Source organism: uncultured Arthrobacter sp. (assembly GCF_902805515.1).
GTDB lineage: Bacteria > Actinomycetota > Actinomycetes > Actinomycetales > Micrococcaceae > Arthrobacter_D.
The window spans coordinates 95,692-118,808 of sequence record NZ_CADCTE010000001.1 but is presented as its reverse complement, the minus strand read 5'-3'; the positions used below and the strand labels follow the sequence as shown (position 1 = coordinate 118,808).

Below are 23,117 nucleotides of genomic sequence, written 5' to 3'. Positions count from 1 at the left end.
GTTCAGGAGTCTAGCCGACGCTCAAGCCAGGCGCGGCCAGACACCGCCCACGGAGTACCCACCCCTGAACACGTCCGAGGAGGAGGGCAACCGTCCTTTGGCGAGCGCAGGATTCGGCGCTTTGCACCTCGATATGCGGTAAGTTGTCGGCAGTTTGAAAGCCCGGTCTGAACCAATCCGGACCCGCAAGACGCGATTGCATGGCGCTCGAGCGCTCGTCGTCTCCCAAAGGATGGAAGATCCCCCGATGCCCGCTGCCGCCCGGAACGCACCAGACCGCACTGCCAGATTCGGCTTCGCCTTCATCGGCGTTCTGCTCATCGCAGTCAACCTCCGGGTGTCCTTCGTCAGCGTGGGACCGGTGCTCGCGAACATCAGTGCGGACCTCGAGCTCTCGAGTGCCGCAGCGGGATTCCTGACGGGCCTTCCCCTGATCGCTTTCGCCGTCTTCTCACCCGTGGCACCCGGCTTCGCCTCCCGGCTGGGCCTGGACCGGGCGTTGTGGATGTCCCTGCTGATCCTCGCCTCGGGCATCGTACTCCGCTCCCTCCCAGTGCCCGGCTTCATCTGGGCGGGCACCGCCCTGATCGGCCTGGCCATCGCGTTCCTCAATGTCCTCGTGCCCTCGCTCGTGAAGCGGGACTTCCCACAGAGGGTCAGCCAGGTCACCGGGAGCTACACCGCCACCCAAGCCGCCTTCGCCGCAGTCGGGGCCGCCGTCGTCGTTCCCGTGGCGCAGACATCCCCGGCCGGTTGGCGGCTTGCCCTCGGCATCTGGGTGGGGCTGGCCCTCATCGCCCTGGCGGTGCTGCTGCCCTGGCTGCGCCGGCACGGGGCAGGCACCGCGCACGCCACCACGCCGCAGGCCCCCTTCCGCTCGCCCTGGGCGTCGGCCCTGGGCTGGCAGGTGACGATCTTCATGGGTTTGCAATCGATCGCCTTCTACATCCTGATGGCGTGGCTGCCGACCATCGAACAAAGCCGGGGCATCTCCGCCACCACCGCGGGCATTCACCTTTCCATTTTCCTGCTGGTCAGCGTGTTCGCCAGCCTCGCCACCGGAAGGATCCTGCACCGGGGACCGGATCAACGGCTCGTAGCCTTCACCACCAGCGCGCTCATGTTCGTGACCTTCCTCGGGCTCGCTCTGGCGCCGGAGCTCATCCTGCTGTGGGTCCTTTTGGGAGCCATCGGATGTGGGAGCCTGATCGTCATCGCCCTGTCCCTCTTCAGCCTCCGCACCGTGAACTACCCGCAGGCAGCGTCACTGTCCGGCATGGCGCAATCCGTCGGATACGGTCTGGGAGCGGCGGGCCCGGTGATTTTCGGTGGCCTCCGCGATGTGAGCGGAGACTGGACGCTTCCGCTCCTGGCCGCCGCGGTCGTCATGGCGGTGCTCGCCGGAACCGGGGTGCTTGCCGGGCGCGACCGGGTGATCAGCGGCCCCGAACGGCCTGGAAATGGATGAGCTCTCGCTGCATTTCCTGCCTCCGGCGGCATCGCCACCGCCCATCGGAGCGTCCTAGACTTTCTGCATGGCGGTGCACGGCGGGTTCCCCATCCTTTCAACCTCGAACCTTGAGCGACTCGTGAGCTTTTACGAGTCGGCGTTCGACGCCGAGCGTACGTACGGGTACCCCGGGCCGGATGGAAACGACGTCTTCGTCTCCCTTCGCGTCGGGGGAGCCACCGTCGCGATCGCAGCAGACGAGGTACCGACCGCCGCCGCCGATCGGATAGCACTCTGGTTCTATGTCGATGACGCCGATTCGGCCTACGAGCAGGCCCTTCGAGCCGGCGGTCAGGCGGTGAGGGGGCCCGCCGATATGCCGTGGGGCGAGCGGGTTGCCAGCATCAAAGACCCCGACGGATTCCTGATCAGCATGGGTGCCGAAAAGCGCAGCTCCCAGCATAGGTAACGGTGCGACCGTCGAGCGGCGTGGTGGGACCTACCGGACTCCGGTTGTCCGGCACTGCGGCGGACCCGTGCGGGGGTGGACGGCGCTAGACCGAGGTCGGGACCCGATCCTCGCGCTTGCGGCCCGCGCGGGCGGCGAGGTACAGCAGCGAGCCGACCACAATGTAGGCGATGGCACCGAGCCAGATCACCCCGGACTGCTGGGCCAGCAGCACAATGCTGGCGATGGTCGCGAGGATCGGCACAATCCGGGGAACCGAGAAGTGCTCGTGCTCCACCTTGTCCTTCTTGAGCACGAGCACGCTGACATTGGCGGAGAGGAACACCAGGAGCAGCAGCAGCACGGTGGTCTCGGCCAGTGAGTTAACGTTTCCGACGAGAGTCAGAATGATCGTCAAAATGGCGACGACGATGATCGAGACAAACGGAGTGCGCCGCTTCGGCAGGACCCGGCAGAACGCATCGGGAAGAAGTTTCGCTTCCGAGAGGCCGTAGCCGACACGGCTGGCCATGACCATGAACAGCAGAGTGCCGTTGGCGATGGCGACCAGGGCGATCAGGCTGAACAGCCAGAGTGGGATCCCCACGCCGCTGGCCCGCACCACGTCGAGCAGCGGGCCGGTGGATTCGGCCAGTTCGGCCGGAGGCAGGACGATCACCGCGCCCAGTGCGATCAGAAGGTAGACGACGGCCGCGGTGCCGATGGCCCCGAAAAGGGCCCGCGGGTAGGCCTTGGAGGGGTTGCGCACCTCCTCGGCCATGTTGGCGGCCGCCTCGAAGCCCAGGAAGGAGAAGAACGCGATGACGGATGCCGCGAAGGCACCGCCCAGCGGGGACACGCCCGGAGCGAATTCGACCAGCCGGCCCGGTTCCCCGTTGCCGCTGCCGAGCACGATCGCGGCAACCACAATGACGAGCACGAGGCCGGTCACCTCGATGATTGAGGCAACGAGGTTGGCGCCGAGGGATTCCCGGACGCCGCGGAGGTTGATCAGCGTCAGCAGGATGATGAAGACGACGGCCGCCGGGCCGGCCGGCACATCGATGAGCGCGGCAAGATAGTCACCGGCGAAGGCGTTCGCCAGGGCCGCAGCCGTGGTGATGCCCGAGGCCATCATCAGGAACCCGACGAGGAACGACACATAGGGGACCTTGAAGGCGCGCTCGGCGTACCGCGCGGCCCCGCCGGCGTGCGGGTACTTGGTGATGAGTTCCGCGTAGGTCCCCGCGGTGAGGAGCGCCACGACCAGCGCGATGAGCAGCGGCAGCCAGATCACGCCACCGACGTCGGCGGACATGGATCCCACGAGGGTGTAGATGCCCGCCCCGAGGGTATCCCCGACGATGAACGCGAACAGCAACGGCGCACCGACTGCCCGCTTCAGTCCGACGTGCTCACTCGGTGTGCCCGTGCCGATTTTTTCACTCATCGCACCATTTGAGTCCTTCTCCAGCGATGACGCAAGAGACAGTATGGGACCGCCTTGTATTAGGACCGCCGGAACGGCCCACCCGTCGGCGGGTGATCCGGCCGCGCAGATCCCGATCCCGCGTCCGCCGCCCCGGGATCTGCGGCCCTCATACTGGGCCGGCTGGTCAACAAACGGTAGGCTCACTCCATGGGCAGACCGCGCAAATTCCTCGAAACCGATGTCGTCCACTCCGCGGGCAAGGCCTTCTCCGACCATGGCTACGGAGGCACGACCCTCGAGGACCTGGTCGGGGCAACCGGCCTGGGGAAACAGAGCCTGTACAACGCGTTCGGCGGCAAGCGGGAACTGTTCCTGCGGGCACTGAACTCCGACACCGCCGACGCCGTCGCGGCCCTCGATGCGGAACTCGGCGACGAGTCCGCCACGCCGCTGGAGCGGATCCGAGGCCACCTGATCAAACTGGCGATCACCCTCAGCGACGGCGACAAGGGCATTCTCTTCACCAAAGCCACGGTGGAATTGGGGGATCGGGACCCAGACGTCGCCCAGGCCGCCCTCCAGGGCTTCCACGACCTCGAGCGGATCTACCGCCAGTGCGTTATCGACGCACAGGACTGCGGAGAGCTCGACCCGGCCGCCGATGCGTCGGCGCTGGCATCCTTCTTCGTGGCCCTGACCCGCGGCATGGAGGTCCTGGGCAGCGCGGGCGTCAGCCGGACCGAACTCACGGCCATCGCGTTGACCTCGATCAAGTTTCTCCCCGTCCTGGGGGATGTGCCGGCCTAACGGCCCGCCCGCCGCGTCATCAGCCTGGCCCGGTCTGGGGAAGAACTCCCACGGCGTCATCCGCCGGCTCAACCGCAGGTTCAAGGTGACCGGGCGGTCCTTCAGCATGCCACGTTGCCCCAGTCTGCTCCTGCTGGACACTTCACACCAGGTGCAGGGGCAGGACGGACCAGATCTTAGTTCTAACGCTTAGGCAGATTTGGTTCCGTGAGAATTAAGAGTAATATCGTTCTCACGCCTAGAAATAAGTTCTAGCGTTACAAATCTGGAGGAACCATGACCCGCATGCCGCTCATTGAACTGGACGAAGCCTCAGGCACCGCACAGGAGCTCCTGACCCAGGTGAAGAAAGGGATGGGCGCCGTCCCGAACATGACCAAGGCCATGGCGAACAGCCCGGCGACCCTGAAGGGGTACCTTGCACTGTCCGGCGCCCTGGCCGGCGGCGTCCTTGGCCGCAAGACCCAGGAGCGACTGGCCCTCAACCTCGCACAGACCAACGGGTGCGACTACTGCCTCTCGGCCCACACCTTCACCGCACCCCGGGTAGGACTCACCGAGCAGGATGTCCTGGACGCACGCCGCGGCACTGCGGCGGATGCCAAGTCCGACGCCATCCTCAAGTTCGCCGCCGCAGTTCTCGAGAGCCGCGGATCCGTGTCCGAGCAGGAAATTGCCGACCTCCGGACTGCTGGAGTTTCCGATGAGGAGATGGGCGAGATCGTGGCCAACATCGCACTCAACGTTTTCACCAACTTCTTCAACAGGGCCGCCGACGTCGACATCGACTTCCCGGTCGTCAACGCCTCCGCCGTCACCGTCTCCTAGGTACCTGCGCCGCTGGCTCCTCCCCCCGGGGTTGAGCCAGTGGCGTTTCCGGTTTCACCCGTGCGCAGGGATCCCTGCCGACGCCGGGTTCGCGCGGGCCACCGGCCCCTTCGCCAGGGACCGCGGACATGCGATCCTTTCCTGAGGGGACAAGGCACCGATAACGTCCACGGTTTCCGTTGGGCAGCGGCCGCTCGCTAGCGCACCTTCACTGACGCTTCGCCGATGGGGTGGGGCGCCGATCAATATCCCCCATCTCCTAAGGAGAACCACAATGACCACCCGTGTAGCAATCAATGGATTCGGACGCATCGGACGCAGCTATTTCAGGGCCGCCCTCGAACAGGACGCCCCCTTCGAGATCGTGGCCGTCAATGACCTCACCGATGCCGAGACGCTGGCCCACCTCCTGCGCTACGACTCCGTCGTCGGCAAACTACCGGTCCCGGTGGAGGTGAGCGGCGGCAATCTCATCGTCGGCGGGCACACCGTGCGCACCTTTGCGGAGAAAGATCCGGCGGCACTGCCCTGGGCCGAGCTGGAGGTCGACATTGTGATCGAATCGACCGGCTTCTTCACCAAGGGCGCGGACGCCGGGAAGCACCTGACCGCAGGCGCGAAGAAGGTCATCATCTCCGCTCCCGCAACCGATGAGGACGTGACCCTGCTGCTGGGAGTCAACGAAGGCGACTACGATCCGGCCAGGCACCACATTCTTTCCAACGCTTCCTGCACAACGAACTCGGTGGGCACGCTGGCCCGCGTCCTGCACGAGGCGTTCGGGATTGAAAAAGCGCTGATGACCACGATCCACGCCTACACCGCGGACCAGAACCTGCAGGACGGACCGCACCGGGATCTTCGCCGGGCACGCGCCGCGGCCATCAACATCGTCCCGACCTCCACCGGCGCGGCGAAGGCCATCGGCGTCGTCATGCCCGAACTCAAGGGCAAGATCGACGGCTACGCGATGCGCGTCCCCGTGCCGGTTGGCTCCGCCACAGACCTCACCGCGACGATCAGCCGCGAAGTCACGGCCGAGGAGGTCAACGCGGCCTACAAGGCTGCTGCCGAGTCGGGCCCCGTCAAGGGCTACCTGACCTACACCGACGAGCCGATCGTCTCCTCGGACATCGTGGGAAATCCCTCCTCGTCGATCTTCGACGCCGGGCTCACCAAAGTTATCGGCAACCAGGTGAAGGTTGTTGCCTGGTACGACAACGAGTGGGGCTTCTCCAACCGGATGGTGGATCTGACCAACCTGGTGGCCGATTCCCTGGCCTGATCGGGGAGGAGCCATGGGGGCGCGGCCCAGCGGCCGGCGCCCCCATGGCCTTCGCCAGGAGCAGGCATGCTCCAGGTGGTGGCCGGGCGGCACCAGAAGGTCTACCCTCGGGAGCTATGAGCGAGGAATGCGTTTTCTGCGCCATCGGCGAGGGCCGGCTCGACGCCCTGGTGGTTGGAGAGAATCCGCGGGCGCTTGCGTTCCTGGACAGGCACCCCATCAGCGACGGCCATACGCTGGTGATACCGAAGCACCATTCGGAAAACTTCCTCGACATGCCGGCCGAGGACCGGACGGCAGTAGCCGATCTTGCCCACGACGTCGCCCACAACCTCTCACACACCCTGCCGCGCTTCGAGGGGTTCAACCTGCTGATGTCCAACGGGCAGGCAGCGGGCCAGACTGTCTTCCACACGCACCTGCATGTGTTCCCGCGCATGGCCGGGGACGGTTATCACCTCGAGCAGAAACCAAAGCGCGTGCCCTCGGACGAGGAGCTTCGCGCCATTCAGGCCCTGCTCCTGGCCGGAGTTCCGGCCCGCAGTGACGACTGACCCGCCGGCGCCTAAAACCCGAGATGGGTGAGGTTGAGGTGATCGCCCGGGCCGGCTGTTGACTGTGCACCCAAGGGACACCTTCACCGGATCGCCGGGAATAGAACTTTCCTCCCGTCGTTATATTGACCGAAACGTATAAAACTTGGACCCGGGCCGGACTGCGGCGGTACAGCGGGCCCTCCCCCAGATTGGAAGCCATGCGATTTATTAATGAGCCGTCCACCGACCTGACCTATGCCGATGTGTTCCTGGTGCCCTCGGCCTCGGAGGTGGTCTCGCGTTTTGATGTGGATCTCTCCAGCGCCGACGGGACCGGTTCGACGATTCCTTTGGTGGTGGCGAACATGACGGCGGTGACCGGGCGGCGGATGGTGGAGACCATGGCCCGCCGCGGCGGGCTGGCGGTGCTGCCCCAGGACGTGCCGGTGGAGGTGATCGCCGAGGTCACCGGCTGGGTCAAGGCCCGGCACACGGTCTTTGAGACCCCGCTGCGGCTGCGTCCGGGCAATACGGTCATCGACGCGCTGCACCTGATCAATAAGCGCGCCCACGGCGCGGTGGTGGTCGTGGACGAGGACGACCGGTATGTGGGGGTGGTGCGGGCCGCCGACTGCGAGGGGGTGGACCGGTTTGCCTCCCTGGAGTCCGTGATGCGCACCGGCCCGGCCCCGGTCGAGGCGGCCCGGTTCGAGGCGGACCCGGCGGCCGGGCTGCAGGCGGTCTTCGCCGAGCTCGAGGCCTCCGGGGCCCCGCTGGCCCCGGTGACCCGGGACGGGATCCTGCAGGGGGTGATCACCCGGGCCGGGGCGCTGCGCTCGACCATCTACACCCCGGCCGTGGACACCACCGGTGCCCTGCGGGTGGCCGCGGCGGTGGGGATCAACGGGGACGTGGAGGCCAAGGCGGCGGCCCTGCTCGGGGCCGGGGTGGACACCCTGGTGGTGGACACCGCCCACGGGCACCAGCGCAAGATGCTCGATGCCCTCAAGATCGTGCGCTCCCTGGACCCGAAGGTGCCCATCGTGGCCGGGAACGTGGTCAGCGCCGACGGGGTGCGCGACCTGGTGGCGGCCGGGGCGGACATCGTGAAGGTCGGCGTGGGGCCCGGGGCGATGTGCACCACCCGGATGATGACCGCCGTGGGCCGGCCCCAGTTCTCCGCCGTGTACGAGGCCGCCCGGGCCGCGCGCGAGCTCGGCGCCCACGTCTGGGCCGACGGCGGGGTGCGCTACCCGCGCGATGTGGCCCTGGCCCTGGCCGCCGGGGCCAGCCAGGTCATGATCGGGTCCTGGTTCGCCGGGACCTTTGAGAGCCCGGGGGACCTGCACACCGACAGCGACGGGCGCCGCTACAAGGAAAGCTTCGGCATGGCCTCGGCGCGGGCGGTGCAGAACCGCACCCGCACCGAGGACGTCTTCGCCCGGGCCCGGAAGGGACTCTTCGAAGAGGGCATCTCCACCTCCAAAATGTATCTGGACCCCGCCCGGCCCGGCGTGGAGGACCTGCTGGACATGATCACCGCCGGCGTGCGCAGCTCCATGACCTACGCCGGAGCCCGCTCCCTGGCCGAATTCCACGACCGCGCCCTGGTCGGCATCCAATCCGCCGCCGGCTACGAAGAAGGCCGCCCCCTCCAACAAAGCTGGTAACCGCACCTGCCTCGAGGCCGTTCAAGGACCGCTTCGACACCGCCCTGGTCTGCGTGGGCGCAGCCGCGGCCGGACGCCCGGCCGCGGCTGTGCCCGTCAGCTGACCGTGTTCAGAAACTCGAGCAGGTCGTTGTTCAGCCGGTCCTTGTGGGTGTCCGCCAGGCCGTGCGGGGCCCCCTCGTAGGCCTTGAACTGGGCTCCATTGATCAGGGCGTGGGAGGCGTTGCCTCCGACGTCGAAGGGCACGATCTGGTCCTCGGTGCCGTGAATGACCAGGGTCGGCACGTCGAATTTTTTCAGGTCCTCCCGGAAATCGGTCGCGGAGAACGCCGCGATGCTCTCAAAGGCGTTGCGGTGCCCCGAGGCCAGGCTTTGGGTGACGAAGGACATCTGCACCCCCTCACTGGCCGCCCCGGGGTTCTTGTTGTTGCCAAAGAACGGCCCCGAGGCCAGATCCCGGTAGAGCTGGGCCCGGTCCGCCAGCGAACTCTCCCGCAGCCCATCGAAGACGTCGATCGGCACGCCGCCGGGATTGTCGTCGGTCTTCAGCATCAGCGGCGGGACGGCCGAGATCAGCACCGCCTGGGCCAGCCGGGACGTGCCGTGCCGGCCGATGTACCGGGTGATCTCCCCGCCGCCGGTCGAGAAACCCATCAGGGTGACATTGGTCAGGTCAAGAGCATCCATGAGCGCGGCGAGGTCGTCGGCGTAGGTGTCCATCTCATTGCCGTCCCACGTCTGGGTGGATTTTCCATGCCCGCGCCGGTCGTGGGCGATGGCCCGGTAGCCGTTGCTGGCCAGGAAGAGCTGCTGGGATTCCCAGCTGTCGGAGTTCAGGGGCCAGCCGTGGGCCATGACCACGGGCCTGCCGCTGCCCCAGTCCTTGTAGAAGATTTCGGTGCCGTCCTTGGTGGTTACAAAGCTCATCGCTACGCCTTCCGACTCTGCAGTGGGGGATCCGAGCTCCGCATCGAGTACCGGCGCCCGGTAGTGCAATGGTCGCGCAGAGGGGCCAGCGGCCGAACGGTATGCGTGAAATGGCCCCAATGTGACGGAACACGGGACCGGGTTCCGTCGCGCCAATCCGCCTTTCCCGGCCTGAATCAGCTGTTCCCGCCCACCGGGAAGGCCCGGCCGAAGGTGGCTGTTGCGTAGCCAGGGGGACGGCCGGACAATCGAGCATGACCGATACCAGTGAAGGAAACAGCCCGGATGGGGCGTCCCCGGACGAACTGCTGAGGCTCGCAAAGGAGTACTTCCGGAAGGTCGACGCGGGGGACCCGTCCCTCCTAGACCTGTTCACCGAGGATGCCCGGGCGTATTACCCACAGTTCGGGACCACCCACGGCAAGGAGGAGCTTGTCCGCCTGGTTCAGGCCCTCACCACTGCAGTTTCACGCTTCAACCATGATGAGCGGTCAATGGTGGTCACCCAGTCCGGCAATCGTGTGGTGGTTGAGGGGGTCGAGACCGGCACCCTGTCCGACGGCACACCCTTTCCCGGGGAATCCCGCAGCGGGGGCCGGATGTGCAATGTGTTCGAGTTCCGCGGCACCCTCATCAGCAGGCTGCATATTTATGCAGATCCTGATCTGGCCGGCCGACACTCGGACATGTTTCCCCTGGCCGGCTCCTCCTAGGTGCATAGCCCCGCGTCACCTAACTTCGGGCGGCGCGGACCAGGCAGCAGAACCTCAGACCCTGGCGAGCCGAGCCCGCAGGGCGGCGTTTTCGGCTTCAAGCCGGCCGATTCGCTGGCGGACCGGGTCGATGACCTCCTCGAGTTCGGCCAACGTATACCGGGGGGTGATGTGCTGCGGGCAGTTCCAGTCAAAAGCCTCGACCTCAACGATGACGGCGCGTTCGACCACCCCCTGGTAGCCCTCCACGGTCAAGGCCTTGAGGACGTCCGGACCGTCTTCGGGAGTGACGATCCGCGCGCGGCCAAAGAGCTTGAGGCGGGTTTGGCTCGCATAGTCGACGGCAATGATCGAAACCCTCCCCATCGCCCGGATATTACCGGTGCTCACGTATTGCAGGTTGCCCTGGAAATCCGCCCAGCCGATGGTGTGCTTGTCCAGGACCTTGAGGAAACCTGGCGGTCCGCCGCGGAACTGCACGTAAGGCCACCCGGTCTCCCCCACACTGGCGAGATACATCCCGTCCCGCCCCTCAAGGTAGGTCTGCTCGCGCAGCCCCAGCGGGTCGGCAGGGGAATCGGCGGGTGCAGCGGTGTCCTTAGGAGGGAAATAGCCGGCGGTTCCGTGGTGTTCCTGCACCTGCCGCACCGCGGGGGTGAAGGCGATGTTTGCGTAATGCTTGCTCATTGCGGTCCTTTGGGAGGAATGATTGGCGGCCCGCACAGGGGGCCCTGCCGGCGGAACCAGAGCCTTGATCGGGTGGTCCGGAGTAGCTGTGCTGCGCCGGACGGCAGTCATTTCCCCCAAAGCCCTGCTACTTGACGCTGTATCGTCGGGAGCCGGTACTGATTTAACCGTGAGGCCGGGTCGCCTATTTCTTCACCGGGAGGGATGCGTGGCGGTGCGGTCTGCCCGGAGGCTTAGGCTCCGGGCAGGGCCATCGGCAGGTCCATGAGGACCTTGTGGTGGACGATCTTCCACTCGTTGTCGATCCGGCGCAGCTCGGTGTCGTAGTATCCGGCCTCGATCGGGGTGACGGTCCCCTGGGCACCCAGCGCTCCCTCGGGCCATCCGCCGTCCGGACGGACGCTGCCTTGGACCTTGAACACCACGAACTGTGCGTTGAAATGGGCGGCGTCACCATTGACCTCGATGATCGAGTCGACCGGGAGATGGTGGCTTGATCCCCCGGGTGCGTGCGGGGCCATGAAGTTGTCAACGGCGTAGGCCACGGCGGCGCCGCCAATCATGGGGTCCCCGACTCGCTGATAGTCGCCGTCGAAGGTTTTCTCGAAAATTTCAATGACGGCGTCGTCGGTGAACAGGGCACCCTGGCTGACGCCGTCCCGCCGGTCGGTGGAGCGGGTGTATCGGGCCATAACTTCCTGCACTGCTCGTTCGGGGCTCACTGGGTTTCCTCTCAAAGACCGGCGAGCAGAGGGGCTGCCCGCATGATCGGCTACATGAGACTATCATGTATTTAGCTGAGACTGTCATGCATACGTACAGGGAGGTCTTACCGCGCTCTCTGGCCGATCTACACCGGGATGGGCTGGCTCTCCGCCGTCGACTGCTGCATCGCCTTTGTCGGCCGCGTCAGCAGGTGGAACGCGGTGCGTACCGTCGTCAGTTCGTCATCGGTGAGGGAGCCGAGCACTTCGGCAATCCACTCCCGGGTCTCACACAGATTCTTCGACATCTCGAAGCCCGCGTCGGTGGCTCCGATCAGCTTGATGCGGGCATCGCGTGGATCGGCAAAGCGCCGCACCAGCCCGAGCTCGAGGAGCTTGTCGGCCTTGGCCGTGATGTTGGAGGGATCGCATCCAAACTGCTCGGCGATTTCCCGCATGGAGGAAGGCTTGAGGGCGGCGAAGCCGAGGACCCGCGCCTGAGCCAGGGTGAGGCCCGCCCGCTCCGCTGCGCGTTCGAAGTCGAGGAGGAACTGGCCCACGAACTCGAGCATGGCGAACCGCACCTCGGGGAACTGGCCCCGGGCGAAGTCTCCGGTCAACGTTTCCCTCGTGAACGGCCGCTGAGTAGTCATCGACCAAGTTTACCCGGGATCGAGGAGCAACAAGACAATGTCAAGCGAATCCATGACGGTGTCTACCATCGGGGGAATCTACAGCAGCCTACCGGCCGAATTCCTACCCCACTCTCCGGTGGAGGAAGTCCCGAATGAGGTCGGCGATTTCGTCCCCGTGGGTCTCCAGGGCGAAGTGGCCTCCGTCGAGCAGGTGCAGCTCCGCGTCGGGCAGGTCCCGCAGATAGGCCTTGGCGCCCTCGGCGCCGAAGATCGGGTCGTTCTTCCCCCAGGTGATCAGGGTCGGCGGGAGGTGGGTGCGGAAGTACTCCTGGAAGCCCGGATAAAGGTCCAGGTTGAACTGGTAGTCCCAGAACAACTGCAGCTGGATCTCGGTGTTGCCCGGGCGCTCCATCAGGGTCTGGTCAAGGGTCCAGGTCTCCGGCGAGAGGCGGTCCAGCCGGTCCTCCGGGACCCCGAAGGTGTACTGCCATTTGGTCCGCTCGGGCAGGAAATACTTCCGCACGCCGGCCTCGTTGGCGGGCCGGTCCTTGGCATGGGCGAACAGGATGTCCCAGAACGGCGTGAAGCCCTCCACATAGGCGTTGCCGGACTGCACCAGCAGGGCAGTGACCCGCTCCGGCTGGGTGCTGGCGATGCTCAGTCCGATCGGCGCGCCGTAATCCATGATGTATACGGCGAATCGATCGAGCTTCAGCTGGTCGATGAACTTCACGGTGATGTCGGTCAGGTGCTTAAAGGAGTACTCAAAACCGTCCACCTGCGGCGCGTCGGAGAAGCCGAACCCGATCATGTCCGGGGCCACCAGATGGAAATCCCCGGCCAGGTCCCTCATCAGCCGGCGGAACATGTGCGAGGAGGTGGGAAAGCCGTGAAGCAGCAGGATGGTGGGTTTCGAGGGGTCTCCGGCCTCCCGGTAGAACACCGTGTGCCCATCGACCTGTGTGGTATGGGTGCGCGTGATCGTGCTTGAGGTTTTGGGGGCGGCAGCGCCCTCGGTAGTAGTCATCTCGAATGATCCTTCCCTGGCATCGTGAGACCACATGGAAGTGAAACGCTGTCAGGATCCCCGGAAGCAGTCAACGATTTGGCGCCCCCCCGGAGTTTTGTGACAGCCGCGGGTTTGCGCCGGCATCGACGGGTGTCAGCTCCTCCGGCTGTAGAGGGCGTCCACGAGCAGATCCATCAGCCGGCCTGCCTGGGCCCGCTGAGAGGACCCTCCGGCGGCCAGCGCAATTCCGGCCAGGCTGATCAGGATGTCGTCGGCAGGGATGTCGCTGCGCGCCCCCTCCCGAGCAACAGCGGCATCGAGCAGCTCCTGAATCGCCGCATTCAGCAGGTCCCGGCTCTCGGCATAGGGGGTTCCGCCGGAGGCGATGACCTCATGGAGGGCGTCGGCCATGCCGATCTTCGTCGTCATGTAGTCCATGAAGCGGTCCATCCAGGCGCGCAGGGCCGCCCGCGGCTCCAGGTGTGCAAGCAGTTCCGGTACGGCGCTGCCGACGGTCGCCAGTTCGTTGCGGTAGGCCGCAACGATGAGGGCTTCCCGGGTTGGAAAGTGCCGGTAGAGGGTGCCGATCCCGACACCGGCCTCCCGCGCGATGGCGTCGAGGGTGGCATCAAGGCCCTCCTCCGAGAACAGGCGCACCGCTGTCGCGAGCAGCGCGGCGCGGTTGCGTTGGGCGTCGGCGCGCAGCGGCCGGCTTTCGGCGGAGGGCATTGAGGGTCCAGCTTTCGGTCATGTCGGGCCGGCGCAGGGCATCTAGGATCAGTCGGAATAAAACGGAGAATCCTCCGGTTAGCATGAAAGGAATCCGGAGATTCCTCCGGTTCCATGGTAGCCGAATCCGGCTCCGACGACAGGAAAGAATCATGGCTTCAACTCGTTTCACCACACCGTTCACCCGCGAATCCACGACCGATCAGGTGATCGCCGGCGTGGATCTGACCGGCAGGCGCGCCGTGGTTACCGGGGCCGCCTCGGGCATCGGCGTCGAGACCGCCCGCGCCCTGGCCGCCGCCGGGGCCGAGGTCACCCTGGCCGTGCGGAACCTTGAAGCGGGCGAGCGCACCGCCGCGGAGATCACCGCAAAAACCGGCAACCCCCGCGTCCACGTGGCCTCATTGGAGCTCACCGAGCAGGCCTCAATCGACGCCTTCACCGCAGCATGGGAAGGCCCGCTGCACATCCTGGTCAACAATGCCGGGATCATGGCCCTGCCCGAGCGCCGCCTGACCCCTGAGGGCTGGGAGTTGCAGTTCGCCACCAACTACCTGGGCCACTTCGCCCTGACCCTGGGACTGCACGAGGCCCTGGCCGCCGCGGGCAACGCGCGGATCGTGTCAGTGAGCTCCAGCGCGCAGTTGGTGTCCCCGGTGGTCTTCAAGGACATCCACTTCGAAAACCGCGAGTACAACGAATGGCTTGCCTACGGACAATCTAAGACGGCGAACGTGCTCCTGGCCGTGGAGGCCAACCGGCGGTGGGCGAAGGATGGCATCACCGCCAACTCGCTGATGCCCGGCGGCATCCGCACGGGCCTGCAGCGCCACCAGGAGAACAACCCCGAGACCCAGGCCATCTTCGACGCCTACCCCTGGAAGACCCTGGAGCAGGGAGCATCGACGTCGGTCCTGCTGGCCGCTTCGCCGCTGCTCGAGGGAATCGGCGGACTCTACTTCGAAGACAACAACGAAGCAGAACAGACAACCGACCCCAACTCGCAGCACGGGGTCCACCCCCACGCCTTGGATACCGGGGCCGCTGCTCGCCTCTGGGGCCTGGGCGTCGAAATGATCGCGGCCCGCCGCGAGGGCATCGCATAACCGTAGGAGAGGAAAGAACAGCCAGGATCAGCAGGGGGAACTCCCGCGGCGGGGAGTTCTCCCTCGGCTCTGCGGCGCTTCGGCTCCTGATGGACCGCCGTCGGCGGAGTGCAGTTGATCACTACTGGTGCCGGCAATTTCCTCTACATGCCTCGATAATGGACAATTAAGACAAGAACTGTCCATGTGCTGCACTTGCAGCAGCCGGCCAGCCGCTCCAGGTCAGGCCCCTTTCAAGAGGCCTCCGTAGCCGGTGAATGGCGCAGGATCCGGGTCGCCGGGGCCGTCATCCACCCTTTCCCCAAAGGATTCCCCATGAGTAACGACATCACTGCCATCGCCGAGACCATCTACGAGCGGCTCTGCGCCGGATTCACCAACGGTGACTGGGACGCCTTCTTCGCCTATGTCGAGGACGAGCTGCCCGTCGCCTGGCCTACCGAGCCCGGAGCCGGAAGCTACACCGGCGTCGAGGGACGGCAGTTCCTTGAGCAGCAGTTGCGCTTTTTCGGCGGCGAGCACCGCCTGACAGAGATCACTCGCACCGCGACCACCGTCGCAGGGGACACAGTGTTTTTCGAGGACATCAGCCGCGGCGAAATCGGCGGCGCCCCCTACCACGCACGCCACTGCGTAATCCTGACGATCCGGGGTGGCAAGGTCGCGGGCTTCCGTGAATACGTCGCACAGCAGCCGGCCGGTTCCTAGTCCTCGATCCCCGGGTCGACGGCGCGGGCCTGCCGCCCGGCGGCGCCCCGTGGGCGGCGGCTAATGCCACTCCCCAATGGATCGGCCGCCTTCCCTGGCGCCTAGCCGGGAAAGGCGGACAGGGCGCGCTCAGCGACCTTCATGAGTGCGGCCCGTCCGGCGCCGCCGGCGGCCTGAACCGCGAGGCCCGCCGTAACGGAGGCCAGATACCGTGCGAGATCAGTCGGGTCCTCGCCGGCGGACAGGTCACCGGCTTCGATGGCCTCCTGGAAGCGCTCGACGAATCGTTGCTCCCCCGCACTGCGGCTGGAGGTCAGGAAGTCCACGATCCGCTGGTCCTGGGGATGGCTCGAGAGTCCGCCCTGGATCGAAAGGCACCCCGGCGGCCGTCCCGGCAGGGTGATTGCCTCAACGTTCTTGCGCAGGTAGTGGGCTGCGACCTCCCGGGCGGTCGGCTTCGCCAGCGCCTCGTCAACGTAGGCCAATTCGACCTGGGCATACCGGACGACGGCCAGCCTGAAGGTGTCCTCCTTGTTGCCGAAGGCGGCATACAGGCTTGGCCTGCTGATGCTCATCGCCGTCGTGAGGTCCTCGAGGGTGGTTCCCTCGTATCCCTGGCGCCAGAACACGTCGACGGCGCGCTCCAATGCCTGGTCTACGTCGAACTCCCGGGGCCTGCCTCGGACCGCCATGACACCCACTCCCCTCCTGCCGTCCGTCACCATGCTCTTCGGAAGAGCAGCTCATCCATACTTTGGGGAACATAATTGCAGCGCGGGAAATTTCCCGTCCGTGGCGCCGGCAGGGCCCGAAGGCCTCCTGCAGGCACCCCGGCACGGCGAAAAATCCGGGCCTAACAAAACGGGCCGCCACGCCGGTGGCGTGGCGGCCCGTCCTGCAGAGGAACTACGCTCCGTAGCCACCGTCGATGTTCAGGACGGTGCCGGTGACGTAGGACGCCCCCGGGCTGGCGAGGAAGAGCACACCAGCGGCGATCTCTTCGGGGCGTGCGAACCGGCCCAGTGCAGTGTAGGAGTTGAACACCTCGGCCATGTCGCCGCTTTCCGGGTTCATCTCGGTGTCGGTGTAGCCGGCCTGCAGGACGTTGATGTTGATCCCCCTGGCTGCGAGGTCGCGGGAGGCACCCCGGCTGAAGCCGGCCAGTGCGGACTTGGCTCCGGCGTAATCAGCCAGTCCCGGCGAGCCGACGCGCGTGCCGACGCCCGAGCCGATGCTGATGATGCGCCCGCCCTCGGGCAGGTGCGGGATGGCGGCGCGGATGGCCGCGACGATGTTGGTGTAGTTGATCCGGTGCTGGCGTTCGATGGCGTCGAAGTCCTCGAACTCGCTGGCCACCGGGGCCCACACCGTGATGCCGGCGTTGTTGACGAGGATGTCGAGCTTGCCGAAGTGCCCGACGACTCGCTCGATGAGCGCAACCGCCTGGGCCTGGTCGGCCTGGTCGGCCTGGAACGCCGCGGCGCGCACACCGTGGGCCTGGAGCTCGGCGACGGTCTTCTCGGCTGATTCGGTGTTTCCGGCGTAGCTGATGGCGACGTCCGCCCCGGCCGCCGCGAAGGCCCGCGCGGTCGCCCCGCCGATGCCGCGGCTTCCGCCGGTGACGAGCACTACTTTGCCTGCAAATTCCTGTGACATGTGTCTGATTCCGATCCGGGCCCGAGCCCTAAAGTTTTTGACTACATTGATCAGAACTAGGGCCGTTCGATTTTTATTCCGCGGGGAACAGAAATAGTCTGACCGGCCCGCATGGTGCCCAGGGAGGGGACGTTCGACGCGATGGTCTCCCCTACTATTGAGTCGAGCGCCGAGACGACCGGAGGCAGGCAATGACAAGAGTGACGATCCTCGCGGGCGGGGTCGGTGGAGCGCGGTTCGTCCGTGGCGCCCGGACCCTTGCCGCCGCGATGGACCTGGATATCACTGTCATCGCCAACACCGGGGACGACCTCTGGCTCACGGGACTGCGGGTCTGTCCCGACCTCGACTCCCTGATGTATTCCCTCGGCGGGGCGAACGACACCGAGCGCGGCTGGGGCAGGGCGGGCGAGTCGGAACGGGTCAGCGCCGAACTGACCGCGTACGGGGTGGGCTGGCCCTGGTTCACTTTGGGGGACCTCGACCTGGGGACCCACATCGCCCGCACCGCCCTGCTGCGTGAAGGGCTTTCCCTCACCGAAGCCACTCAACGCCTGGCGGCGCGCTGGAACCTCGGAGTGCGGCTGCTGCCGGCCACCGATGACGAGGTGGAGACGAACGTCGAGGTGGCCGACGAGGACGGGAAGACCCGGTTCATCCACTTCGAGGAGTGGTGGGTGCGCCACCGGGGCAATATCCCGACCCGCCGGTTCGTTCAGCAGGGTCTCGAGTCCGCGGCTGCCGCCCCGGCCGCGCTCGAGGCGGTCGCCTCGGCCGACGTCGTGCTGTTCGCCCCGTCGAATCCCGTGGTGTCCATCGGAACCATCCTCACGCTGCCCGGCATGGGCGAGGCGCTGCGTGACACCGCGGCGCCGGTCATCGGGGTGTCACCGATCATCGGCGGCGCCGCGGTGCGGGGCATGGCCGAGCTGTGTCTGCGGACCATTGGCGTGGAGGTCTCTGCCGCCGCCGTCGGCCTGCACTATGGATCCCGACCGGCTGGCGGTGTCCTCGACGGCTGGCTCGTGGACTCCACCGACGCCGGGGCACTGGGGCGGCTGCACGCTGCCGGGATGGCGGCACGGGCCGTCCCGTTGTGGATGACCTCCGATGAGTCATCGGCGGCCATCGTGGCCAAGGCTCTGAACCTCGCCGCTGGAACACGGACGGCCTAGGCGGCCGGCAGCCCCCGGGCGGCGGCGACCCGTTCCGTATGTGCCCCGACACCACGCCGGAGCAGGAAGGTGAGATCGGTCAGCTCGTCGACATCCCAGCGCAGCGGGGAGGACTGCGGCACATCCAGCAGGGTGTGACCGCTCCCTTCGTGCCGCTGACGGGAGCCCGGCCCGAACTTTGGGTCGAGGTCCGGCACCCGGCCGGCCAGCAGGGTGGTTCCCCTGCCGGAGTGGTCCGTGACCATCGCCCGCCGTGACCGTCCGGCCGCGACGAGGACCCGGTCGAAGTCGGCGGCTCGAACGCCCGGCAGGTCGGCGGTCGCCACCGCGGCCGGGCCGGGCCCTGCCCGGCGGAGGCCCGCCGCAACCGCGGGATTCAGGCCCATGCCGGGGTCATCGACGATCAGCACCCCTGGCGGGGCGGCGGCCCGCATCCGCGCGTCGTTGCTGACCAGGATGACCCTTTGTACGGTGCGGCTCTCCTGGGCGGCCGCAAGGGTATCGAGGGCAAAGGCCAGGGCGAGGTCCTCGACGCTGCCAAGCTTCCGCCGCAGGCGTGACTTGGCAAGATGGAGCCCTTTCACCGGGATGACGAGGTTCCAGGTCATGGCTGATCCGTCCCGCCGAAGGCGAACACCGGACGCCCCGTCAGGGGGTTGTCGAGCCGCACCGCGGGCACTCCGTACACGGAGCGGATCAGCTCGGGCGTGAGCGTGCCGGCGGTTTCTCCGCTGGCGACCACCCGTCCCCCGGCCAGGACAACGACGTGGTCGCAGTACGCCGCCGTGAGGTTGATGTCATGCAACGCCGCGACGACAGTGGACCCGCCGCGCGCGAGCCCCCGGAGCAGTCCGAGCACCCCGGCCTGGGCGCTGAGGTCGAGATGGTTCGTCGGTTCGTCGAGCAGCAACACCCCGGTCTCCTGGGCCAGTGCGCGGGCGATATGCACCCGCTGGCGCTCCCCGCCCGAGAGACTGTCGAGCCGCCGTGCGCCGAATCCTTCAAGGCCCACCTGGGCCAGACTGCGCTGCACAATGAACTCATCCCGGCTGGTTTCCGCGGCGTACGCCGGCCGGTAGGGCAGGCGCCCGACCAGGACGGCGTCGGAAACGCTCAGGGGGACGTCGGCGTCGACCTGCTGGTCAACGAAGGCAACGTGCTGCGCCCGCGCCTTCCGCTTCAGGCTCCGCAGATCCGTTCCGGCGAGGCTGACCTGCCCGGCCGTCGGCTTGAGGACCGCCGCGATGAGGCGGAGGAGGGAGGACTTGCCGGCCCCGTTGGGCCCGAGCAGGCCCGTGACGGCGGAGCCGGGAAGAGCGCATTCGATCCCGGAGAGGATCAGGCGCCGGCCCGCGCTGTAGGCGAGCCCGTGCGTCCGGAGCTCCCCGGCGGCAGCCTGCCCTGCCGTGCTCATGTCTGTGTCTTCCGCCGCCACAGCAGCACGGCGAAAACCGGTGCGCCGATCAGAGCGGTAACGATCCCCACCGGGATCTCCCGCGGCTCGAACACCGTGCGGGCGAGGGTGTCGGCCCAGACCAGGAAGACCGCCCCGGCCAGTGCCACGGCCGGCAGCAGGACCCGGTGCCGCGCCCCGGTCAGCAGCCGGACGGCGTGGGGAAGAATCAGCCCCACGAAGCCGATGGAGCCACTGACCGAGACCATTGCCCCGGTCAGCACCGCCGTTCCGGCGAGAAGCACCCAGCGCAGCACCGGGACGTTGAGCCCGAGGGCGCCGGCGGCGTTGTCCCCGAAGGAGAATCCATCGAGCAGTCCTCCCGTAAGCAGAATCGGGACCCCCGCGAGCAGGAACGCGGCCGCGGTGATCGCCACCGAGGTCCAGGTGCTGCCGGCCAATGAGCCGAGGAGCCAGTTCAGAACCTCCCGGTAGGAATCCCCCTTGGCGGAGAAGAAGATGACGAAGGAGGTCAGGGCCGAGGCGGCCGAGGAGACGGCGAGGCCGGCGAGGACGGTACGGGAGGGGCTGATCGACCCGGCCGCGGCGGCCAGGGTCAGGGTAAGGACCAGCGCTGCCATCGCCCCGGCGAACGCCGCGAGGGGAAGCACGACGGCGGCACCGAGCAGCAGGACCGACACGGCACCCAGGGAAGCCCCCGAACTCAGTCCCAGGAGGTAGGGATCCGCAAGAGGGTTCCGCGTGAGGGCCTGCATCACGGCGCCGCTGAGGGCGAGCCCGGCGCCGACGAAGGCGGCAGTCAGCAGCCGCGGCAGCCTCAACTGCCAGAGGATGGCCTCCTGCACCGACGACAGGCCCGCCGCGTCACGACCTGCCGGAGAGGTGCCGGTGCCGGCGCCGGCGACACGGCCGGCGGCCGAGCGTGCGGCCTGGAGCGGTGAGATGTCGGCCGGCCCGATGGTCAGCGCAAGCACCACGGAGACGGCGAGCACGCCTCCGAGTGCCAGCGGCCACAGCGCGGCCGGGCGTGCCCCTGCCCTGCGCACTGCGGCGAACGGCCGGCCGGCGGGCGGTGCGCCGTCCCAAGGGCGGGTGCGGTGCTGCAGGCTCACGGATCGAGTGGGTCGAGCTGACGCAGCTGTTCCTCAAGGGCCAGTGCCGTGTCGACGCTTCGCACGCCCGCTTCGCCGCCCGCGAAGGGAACGGTGAGGTAGCGGGACTCCCGGACGGCGCGGAGCTGAGCCGTGGCCGGGTTGGCGGTGAGGTGGTCGATCTTCTGCTGGGCGGTGTTCCAGGCCGCGTCAACGAGGACGATCACGTCGGGATCGCCCGCTGCCACCGCCTCCCAGGACATGGCGCTCCAGCTGTCGTCGATGTCCGCGGCCACGTTCCGCAGGCCCACGGTCTCCATCAGCAGCTGGGGTGCTCCCGTGCCTGCTCCCACGTACGGGGTTTTCTCCCCCGAGCTGTACCACAGGGCGGACATGCCCGACCCGTCCGCAGTGATCGACGCCAACTTGTCCGCCTCCTGCGAGACGACCAGGTCGGCCCGTGCCTCCACGCCAAAGATGCGGCCCATCTCCGTGATGTCGTCGAAGATCGAGTCGAAGGTCAGTGGATCGGGCTTGTAGCCCTCAGCCTTGCAGGCGGCCGGCGAGACGTACGTCCGAACGCCGAGTGCCTCAAGGGACGCGCGGTCCCCGGCTCCCTCGGCGGAGAAGTTCGACTCCCAACCCCCGTAGACGAAGTCCGGTTCCAGGGCCAGCGTGGCTTCGGTCCCCGGAAGCTGGTCGGACAGCACCGGAATCCGGACGTCAGCATGCGCGTCGGGCAGCGGCCCGTCGGCGAACGCGCTGCCGACGATTGTGCTTCCGAGGCCGAGGCTGAGCAGCATCTCGGTGGCGGTCGACTTGATGGTGACGACGCGCTCGGGCGCCGACTCGAAGGTGACCGGGGTGCCGCAGTTGTCGATGGTCACCGGATATCCTGCGGCGGCCGTGCCGCCCGGGGGCTCCATCAGGGAGGACGCCGTCTGCGAGGGGCCGGCGCAGCCGACGGCAAGGAGGATCAGGGCACCGGCAGTCGCGAGGTATCGGGGGGTGGAAAACATTGTCCGTCCAGGGGGCGCAGGGAACGCTTCGCTTGAAGCGCTGGAGTTGGCCCACCCGTGGCCCAGATCGAGGCCACCCGATCGGCAGACGCGCCGATGGAGGTGCTCCGAGAATAGCACCTAAAACGGGATATACGTACCGCATGGAACATAATATGACTCGAGTCACGGCCCGCCGGGGCGCGCCGTGACTCCACCCACGGCAGCCACACACTGGATCTCATTTTTTTAGAACAAACTGTCCAGAATTGGGAATATCCTCATTCACAGCTCGTTATACGTACCGTACGATACAAAATCATGGCCACGGCCACTCCCCCTGAGGAACCCAATGTCTGAGAACACAAGCCTTTCCGGCAAGACCGCCCTCGTCACCGGCGGCTCCCGCGGCATCGGAGCCGGCATCGCCCGCTCCCTGGCCGCCCAGGGCGCCACCGTCGCCCTGACCTACTGGTCCTCCGCCGACGCCGCCGAGGCCCTCGTCGCCGAAATCACCGCCGCCGGCGGCCAGGCCGTTGCAGTGCGCGCCAACAACTCCGACCCCGACGCCGCCCGCCAGGGCGTCCGGGACGCCGTGGACGCCCTCGGCTCCCTGGACATCCTCGTCAACAACGCGGGCGGCGGCTGGTTCGAGCCCTTCACCGAAACCCCCGACGAGCACATCGAGGCCTCCATCGACCTCAATATCCGCGGCACCGTCTACACCACCCAGGAGGCCCTCAAGCACCTTCCCGACGGCGGCCGGATCATCACCATCGGCAGCATCAACGCCATCAGCATCCCCTTCGTCGGCGGTGCGATCTACGGCATGAGCAAGGCCGCCCTCGTCGGCTTCACCAAGGGCCTGGCCCGCGACCTCGGGGCCCGCGGTATCACCGCCAACCTCCTGCAGCCCGGCCCGATCGACACCGACGGCAACCCCGCCGATGGCGAATCCGCTCACATCATGGCCGGCATGACTGCCCTGAAGCGCTTCGGCACCCCCGCCGACGTCGGGGCCCTCGTCGCCTGGATCGCCAGCGACGCAGCCAACTACCTCACCGGAGCCACCATCTCCAACGACGGCGGCTGGACCGCCTGAGCCCCGC

General features: G+C 67.1%; 25 protein-coding genes. 12 read left to right on the top strand and 13 right to left on the bottom strand.

Translation table 11 applies throughout. The features are described 5' to 3' along the window. Positions 1-247 precede the first annotated feature (247 nt). Positions 248-1,468 (top strand): MFS transporter, encoded by a 1,221-nt coding sequence (locus tag QZX79_RS00590; RefSeq protein WP_294563259.1) that lies wholly within the window; start codon positions 248-250, stop codon positions 1,466-1,468. Between the two features lie 67 nt (positions 1,469-1,535). Then, positions 1,536-1,919, top strand: coding sequence for a glyoxalase/bleomycin resistance/extradiol dioxygenase family protein (locus tag QZX79_RS00585; RefSeq protein ID WP_294563257.1), 384 nt, complete (start codon positions 1,536-1,538; stop codon positions 1,917-1,919). 85 nt (positions 1,920-2,004) lie between these two features. Here the strand turns inward: QZX79_RS00585 and QZX79_RS00580 are convergent, their stop codons facing one another. Then, complete coding sequence (locus QZX79_RS00580; protein WP_294563255.1) at positions 2,005-3,348, bottom strand: APC family permease; 1,344 nt, start codon at positions 3,346-3,348, stop codon at positions 2,005-2,007. 189 nt (positions 3,349-3,537) lie between these two features. Here QZX79_RS00580 and QZX79_RS00575 point away from each other — a divergent pair, with 189 nt between their 5' ends. The 5 genes from QZX79_RS00575 to QZX79_RS00555 all read left to right on the top strand — a co-directional run bounded on the left by QZX79_RS00575 (position 3,538) and on the right by QZX79_RS00555 (position 8,456). Beyond that, entirely contained in the window at positions 3,538-4,137 is a 600-nt protein-coding gene (locus QZX79_RS00575; RefSeq protein WP_294563254.1) for a TetR/AcrR family transcriptional regulator, read from the top strand. Between the two features lie 276 nt (positions 4,138-4,413). After that, entirely contained in the window at positions 4,414-4,965 is a 552-nt protein-coding gene (locus QZX79_RS00570; protein WP_294563252.1) for a carboxymuconolactone decarboxylase family protein, read from the top strand. Positions 4,966-5,239: 274 nt separating this feature from the next. Continuing rightward, on the top strand, positions 5,240-6,250 hold the full coding sequence (gap, locus tag QZX79_RS00565) for a type I glyceraldehyde-3-phosphate dehydrogenase (protein ID WP_294563250.1): 1,011 nt from the start codon (positions 5,240-5,242) through the stop codon (positions 6,248-6,250). A gap of 116 nt (positions 6,251-6,366) precedes the next feature. Then, positions 6,367-6,804, top strand: a complete 438-nt coding sequence (locus QZX79_RS00560) for an HIT family protein (protein ID WP_294563249.1) — start codon at positions 6,367-6,369, stop codon at positions 6,802-6,804. Between the two features lie 200 nt (positions 6,805-7,004). Further along, the gene (locus QZX79_RS00555; RefSeq protein ID WP_294563247.1) at positions 7,005-8,456 is read left to right on the top strand and encodes a GuaB1 family IMP dehydrogenase-related protein; all 1,452 of its coding nucleotides are present in this window, start codon (positions 7,005-7,007) and stop codon (positions 8,454-8,456) included. A gap of 96 nt (positions 8,457-8,552) precedes the next feature. Here the strand turns inward: QZX79_RS00555 and QZX79_RS00550 are convergent, their stop codons facing one another. Continuing rightward, a complete protein-coding gene (locus QZX79_RS00550) occupies positions 8,553-9,383 on the bottom strand; it encodes an alpha/beta fold hydrolase (RefSeq protein WP_294563245.1) in 831 nt (276 codons plus the stop codon). Between the two features lie 254 nt (positions 9,384-9,637). On the opposite strand from QZX79_RS00550, the gene QZX79_RS00545 reads away from it, so the two are divergent. Beyond that, complete coding sequence (locus tag QZX79_RS00545) at positions 9,638-10,096, top strand: nuclear transport factor 2 family protein (RefSeq protein ID WP_294563243.1); 459 nt, start codon at positions 9,638-9,640, stop codon at positions 10,094-10,096. 54 nt (positions 10,097-10,150) lie between these two features. Here QZX79_RS00545 and QZX79_RS00540 read toward each other — a convergent pair whose 3' ends face one another. The 5 genes from QZX79_RS00540 to QZX79_RS00520 form a co-directional block, all read right to left on the bottom strand. After that, positions 10,151-10,783, bottom strand: coding sequence for a pyridoxamine 5'-phosphate oxidase family protein (locus tag QZX79_RS00540; RefSeq protein WP_294563241.1), 633 nt, complete (start codon positions 10,781-10,783; stop codon positions 10,151-10,153). Positions 10,784-11,016: 233 nt separating this feature from the next. Next, positions 11,017-11,505 (bottom strand): nuclear transport factor 2 family protein, encoded by a 489-nt coding sequence (locus tag QZX79_RS00535; RefSeq protein ID WP_294563239.1) that lies wholly within the window; start codon positions 11,503-11,505, stop codon positions 11,017-11,019. A 128-nt stretch (positions 11,506-11,633) separates the two neighbouring features. Then, entirely contained in the window at positions 11,634-12,140 is a 507-nt protein-coding gene (locus QZX79_RS00530) for a MarR family winged helix-turn-helix transcriptional regulator (protein WP_294563237.1), read from the bottom strand. A gap of 103 nt (positions 12,141-12,243) precedes the next feature. Further along, positions 12,244-13,149: an alpha/beta fold hydrolase gene (locus QZX79_RS00525; protein ID WP_294563235.1), complete on the bottom strand. Its 906-nt coding sequence runs from the start codon at positions 13,147-13,149 to the stop codon at positions 12,244-12,246. A 135-nt stretch (positions 13,150-13,284) separates the two neighbouring features. Next, entirely contained in the window at positions 13,285-13,860 is a 576-nt protein-coding gene (locus QZX79_RS00520; RefSeq protein WP_294563232.1) for a TetR/AcrR family transcriptional regulator, read from the bottom strand. 152 nt (positions 13,861-14,012) lie between these two features. On the opposite strand from QZX79_RS00520, the gene QZX79_RS00515 reads away from it, so the two are divergent. Next, positions 14,013-14,966, top strand: coding sequence for an SDR family NAD(P)-dependent oxidoreductase (locus tag QZX79_RS00515; RefSeq protein ID WP_294563231.1), 954 nt, complete (start codon positions 14,013-14,015; stop codon positions 14,964-14,966). Between the two features lie 315 nt (positions 14,967-15,281). Further along, positions 15,282-15,674, top strand: coding sequence for a nuclear transport factor 2 family protein (locus QZX79_RS00510; protein ID WP_294563229.1), 393 nt, complete (start codon positions 15,282-15,284; stop codon positions 15,672-15,674). A gap of 101 nt (positions 15,675-15,775) precedes the next feature. Here QZX79_RS00510 and QZX79_RS00505 read toward each other — a convergent pair whose 3' ends face one another. After that, positions 15,776-16,366 (bottom strand): TetR/AcrR family transcriptional regulator, encoded by a 591-nt coding sequence (locus tag QZX79_RS00505; protein WP_294563307.1) that lies wholly within the window; start codon positions 16,364-16,366, stop codon positions 15,776-15,778. 214 nt (positions 16,367-16,580) lie between these two features. Then, positions 16,581-17,330 (bottom strand): SDR family oxidoreductase, encoded by a 750-nt coding sequence (locus QZX79_RS00500; RefSeq protein ID WP_198814319.1) that lies wholly within the window; start codon positions 17,328-17,330, stop codon positions 16,581-16,583. 191 nt (positions 17,331-17,521) lie between these two features. On the opposite strand from QZX79_RS00500, the gene cofD reads away from it, so the two are divergent. Then, on the top strand, positions 17,522-18,505 hold the full coding sequence (gene cofD, locus QZX79_RS00495) for a 2-phospho-L-lactate transferase (RefSeq protein WP_294563225.1): 984 nt from the start codon (positions 17,522-17,524) through the stop codon (positions 18,503-18,505). Here cofD and cofC read toward each other — a convergent pair. The 4 genes from cofC to QZX79_RS00475 form a co-directional block, all read right to left on the bottom strand. Continuing rightward, the gene (gene cofC / locus QZX79_RS00490; RefSeq protein WP_294563223.1) at positions 18,502-19,113 is read right to left on the bottom strand and encodes a 2-phospho-L-lactate guanylyltransferase; all 612 of its coding nucleotides are present in this window, start codon (positions 19,111-19,113) and stop codon (positions 18,502-18,504) included. The two genes, cofD and cofC, sit on opposite strands and share 4 nt — an antisense overlap. Beyond that, entirely contained in the window at positions 19,110-19,919 is an 810-nt protein-coding gene (locus tag QZX79_RS00485) for an ABC transporter ATP-binding protein (protein ID WP_294563221.1), read from the bottom strand. The genes cofC and QZX79_RS00485 overlap by 4 nt, the downstream gene beginning before the upstream one ends. After that, a complete protein-coding gene (locus QZX79_RS00480) occupies positions 19,916-20,935 on the bottom strand; it encodes a putative F420-0 ABC transporter permease subunit (protein ID WP_294563304.1) in 1,020 nt (339 codons plus the stop codon). The genes QZX79_RS00485 and QZX79_RS00480 overlap by 4 nt, the downstream gene beginning before the upstream one ends. A 92-nt stretch (positions 20,936-21,027) precedes the next feature. After that, positions 21,028-22,029, bottom strand: coding sequence for a putative F420-0 ABC transporter substrate-binding protein (locus tag QZX79_RS00475; RefSeq protein ID WP_294563219.1), 1,002 nt, complete (start codon positions 22,027-22,029; stop codon positions 21,028-21,030). 331 nt (positions 22,030-22,360) lie between these two features. Between QZX79_RS00475 and QZX79_RS00470 the strand changes: the two genes are divergently transcribed. Further along, positions 22,361-23,110 carry an SDR family NAD(P)-dependent oxidoreductase gene (locus QZX79_RS00470; RefSeq protein WP_294563218.1) on the top strand — a complete coding sequence of 250 codons (750 nt, stop codon included), beginning with the start codon at positions 22,361-22,363 and terminating at the stop codon, positions 23,108-23,110. Positions 23,111-23,117: the final 7 nt, after the last annotated feature.

Bases quoted from the DNA above. Each gene is read 5' to 3' on its own strand.
- QZX79_RS00590 (WP_294563259.1), top strand. From the start codon at position 248: ATGCCCGCTGCCGCCCGGAACGCACCAGACCGCACTGCCAGATTCGGC.
- QZX79_RS00585 (WP_294563257.1), top strand. From the start codon at position 1,536: ATGGCGGTGCACGGCGGGTTCCCCATCCTTTCAACCTCGAACCTTGAG.
- QZX79_RS00580 (WP_294563255.1), bottom strand. From the start codon at position 3,348: ATGAGTGAAAAAATCGGCACGGGCACACCGAGTGAGCACGTCGGACTG.
- QZX79_RS00575 (WP_294563254.1), top strand. From the start codon at position 3,538: ATGGGCAGACCGCGCAAATTCCTCGAAACCGATGTCGTCCACTCCGCG.
- QZX79_RS00570 (WP_294563252.1), top strand. From the start codon at position 4,414: ATGACCCGCATGCCGCTCATTGAACTGGACGAAGCCTCAGGCACCGCA.
- gap (WP_294563250.1), top strand. From the start codon at position 5,240: ATGACCACCCGTGTAGCAATCAATGGATTCGGACGCATCGGACGCAGC.
- QZX79_RS00560 (WP_294563249.1), top strand. From the start codon at position 6,367: ATGAGCGAGGAATGCGTTTTCTGCGCCATCGGCGAGGGCCGGCTCGAC.
- QZX79_RS00555 (WP_294563247.1), top strand. From the start codon at position 7,005: ATGCGATTTATTAATGAGCCGTCCACCGACCTGACCTATGCCGATGTG.
- QZX79_RS00550 (WP_294563245.1), bottom strand. From the start codon at position 9,383: ATGAGCTTTGTAACCACCAAGGACGGCACCGAAATCTTCTACAAGGAC.
- QZX79_RS00545 (WP_294563243.1), top strand. From the start codon at position 9,638: ATGACCGATACCAGTGAAGGAAACAGCCCGGATGGGGCGTCCCCGGAC.
- QZX79_RS00540 (WP_294563241.1), bottom strand. From the start codon at position 10,783: ATGAGCAAGCATTACGCAAACATCGCCTTCACCCCCGCGGTGCGGCAG.
- QZX79_RS00530 (WP_294563237.1), bottom strand. From the start codon at position 12,140: ATGACTACTCAGCGGCCGTTCACGAGGGAAACGTTGACCGGAGACTTC.
- QZX79_RS00525 (WP_294563235.1), bottom strand. From the start codon at position 13,149: ATGACTACTACCGAGGGCGCTGCCGCCCCCAAAACCTCAAGCACGATC.
- QZX79_RS00520 (WP_294563232.1), bottom strand. From the start codon at position 13,860: ATGCCCTCCGCCGAAAGCCGGCCGCTGCGCGCCGACGCCCAACGCAAC.
- QZX79_RS00515 (WP_294563231.1), top strand. From the start codon at position 14,013: ATGGCTTCAACTCGTTTCACCACACCGTTCACCCGCGAATCCACGACC.
- QZX79_RS00510 (WP_294563229.1), top strand. From the start codon at position 15,282: ATGAGTAACGACATCACTGCCATCGCCGAGACCATCTACGAGCGGCTC.
- QZX79_RS00505 (WP_294563307.1), bottom strand. From the start codon at position 16,366: ATGGCGGTCCGAGGCAGGCCCCGGGAGTTCGACGTAGACCAGGCATTG.
- QZX79_RS00500 (WP_198814319.1), bottom strand. From the start codon at position 17,330: ATGTCACAGGAATTTGCAGGCAAAGTAGTGCTCGTCACCGGCGGAAGC.
- cofD (WP_294563225.1), top strand. From the start codon at position 17,522: ATGACAAGAGTGACGATCCTCGCGGGCGGGGTCGGTGGAGCGCGGTTC.
- cofC (WP_294563223.1), bottom strand. From the start codon at position 19,113: ATGACCTGGAACCTCGTCATCCCGGTGAAAGGGCTCCATCTTGCCAAG.
- QZX79_RS00485 (WP_294563221.1), bottom strand. From the start codon at position 19,919: ATGAGCACGGCAGGGCAGGCTGCCGCCGGGGAGCTCCGGACGCACGGG.
- QZX79_RS00475 (WP_294563219.1), bottom strand. From the start codon at position 22,029: ATGTTTTCCACCCCCCGATACCTCGCGACTGCCGGTGCCCTGATCCTC.
- QZX79_RS00470 (WP_294563218.1), top strand. From the start codon at position 22,361: ATGTCTGAGAACACAAGCCTTTCCGGCAAGACCGCCCTCGTCACCGGC.